Consider the following 1,739-nt stretch of genomic DNA (forward strand, 5'->3'; position numbering starts at 1 on the left):
CCGGGGGCCGCCTCGCAGGCGTGAAAATGGGGTCGGGTCGCCCGCCACGCCGGTCACTCTATGGGACTTTGGAACCCGTCCGCGAGCCTGGGCGCTGGGGCCCGACCTGGAAGGGTCACGCATTGTTGCTTTGAGCACGCCGGTCAGAATTTCGGTTCCCCTTGACCGAGGCCCCCGGGCGATCCATCTCATGAACAGGATGGAACCGTTTGGAGGGCAAGCGATATGGCAGGTAAGCGCAAGCAGAAGCAGACTCGTGCTGCGACACCGGTAGAGATTCCCGACGCCGAGCATGAGTTGGTGATCGAGCGGGCCGCTGCAATCGACGTGGCCAAGGCCACCGGCAAGGTGTGTGTGCGGCTACCCGGTAAGTCTGGGCGCCGGGTCAGCCGGGTCTGGGACGTTTCGGCGACCACCGGCGCGGTGACCGACCTCGCCGCGCAGTTGGTCGACCTTGAGGTGGGTCGTGTCAGTGTTGAATCGACCTCGGATTACTGGCGGATCTTCTACTACCTGCTCGAGGCGGCGGGGCTGCAGGTGGATTTGGTCAACGCCCGCGATGTCAAGAACGTCCCGGGCCGGCCCAAGACCGACCGCCTCGATGCGGTGTGGCTGGCCAAGCTGACTGAGAAGGGGCTGCTGCGGCCCTCGTTCGTGCCGCCGGCACCGATCCGGGAATTGCGTGACTACACCCGGTTGCGTGAGGACCTGACACGGGAACGTTCCCGTTACTGGCAGCGGCTGGAAAAGCTGCTCGAGGGTGCGCTGATCAAGGTGTCGTCGGTGGCCTCTACCCTAGACACCCTCTCGACGCGTGACATGCTCGAAGCCCTCATCGCCGGTGAGCGCGACCCACACCGGCTCGCCGATCTGGCGCGTGGCCGGATGAAGATCAAACGATCAGCTCTGATTGCCGCGCTGGACGGTCGCTTCGATGACCACCACGCCGAACTGGCCCGGTTACTGCTGGACCAAATCGACGGTCTCACCGCCCGTATCGAGCAACTCACCGACCGCATCGAGGCGCTCATCACCGCCATCGACGACCAACACAGCCGCAGCGCTGAACACGGCGGACAGGCCTCAACGACACAGCCGCCACAGGGCACACCCGGTAATGGCACGAGGCCGCCAACCGGCTTCGAGGTCACCGACCGTTTAAGCACCATCGAGCGACTCGACGAAATCACCGGCATCGGTCCCGGCGCAGCGCAGGTCATCCTCGCCGAGATCGGCTGGGACATGTCGCGTTTCCCCACCCCGGCACACCTGGTGTCGTGGGCCAAATTGTGTCCACGCACCATCCAGTCCGGCCCGCTGACCCACGGCGGCAAAACCGGTAAAGGCAACCCCTATCTCAAAGGCGCCCTTGGTGACGCCGCCGCGGTGGCCGCTCGAACCAACACCTTCCTCGGCGAACGCTACCGCCGCATCGTCAAACGCCGCGGCAAGCTCAAAGCCCTGGTTGCGGTCGCCCGCTCCATCCTCGTCATCGTTTGGCAACTGCTCGCCGACCCCAACGCCCGCTTCCACGACCTCGGAGCCGACTACTACACCAACCGCATACTCACCGCACGAAAGCTACGTAACCACATCGCCCAACTCGCCGCGCTCGGCTACCGAGTCACCCTCGAACCCGCCGCATAGACCACAAATACCCAGCATTCCAACACCACCCGCTCCACCAGCCCTGCGGGCCGCTTCACGCCGTCACCTCACCGTGGGTATTTTCCGGTCAG

General features: G+C 64.7%; 1 protein-coding gene. It reads left to right on the forward strand.

Annotation, left to right across the window (positions count from 1 at the left end; translation table 11 throughout):
* Positions 1-225: 225 nt before the first annotated feature.
* Positions 226-1,647 (forward strand): IS110 family RNA-guided transposase, encoded by a 1,422-nt coding sequence (locus AWC14_RS25605; RefSeq protein WP_085241517.1) that lies wholly within the window; start codon positions 226-228, stop codon positions 1,645-1,647.
* Positions 1,648-1,739: the final 92 nt, after the last annotated feature.

The sequence above is a fragment of the Mycobacterium kyorinense genome, assembly GCF_002101735.1.
In the GTDB taxonomy this organism is placed as follows: Bacteria; Actinomycetota; Actinomycetes; order Mycobacteriales; family Mycobacteriaceae; genus Mycobacterium; species Mycobacterium kyorinense.

Excerpts from the sequence above, each read along its gene's own strand:
- AWC14_RS25605 (WP_085241517.1), top strand. The coding sequence starts at position 226 with ATGGCAGGTAAGCGCAAGCAGAAGCAGACTCGTGCTGCGACACCGGTA.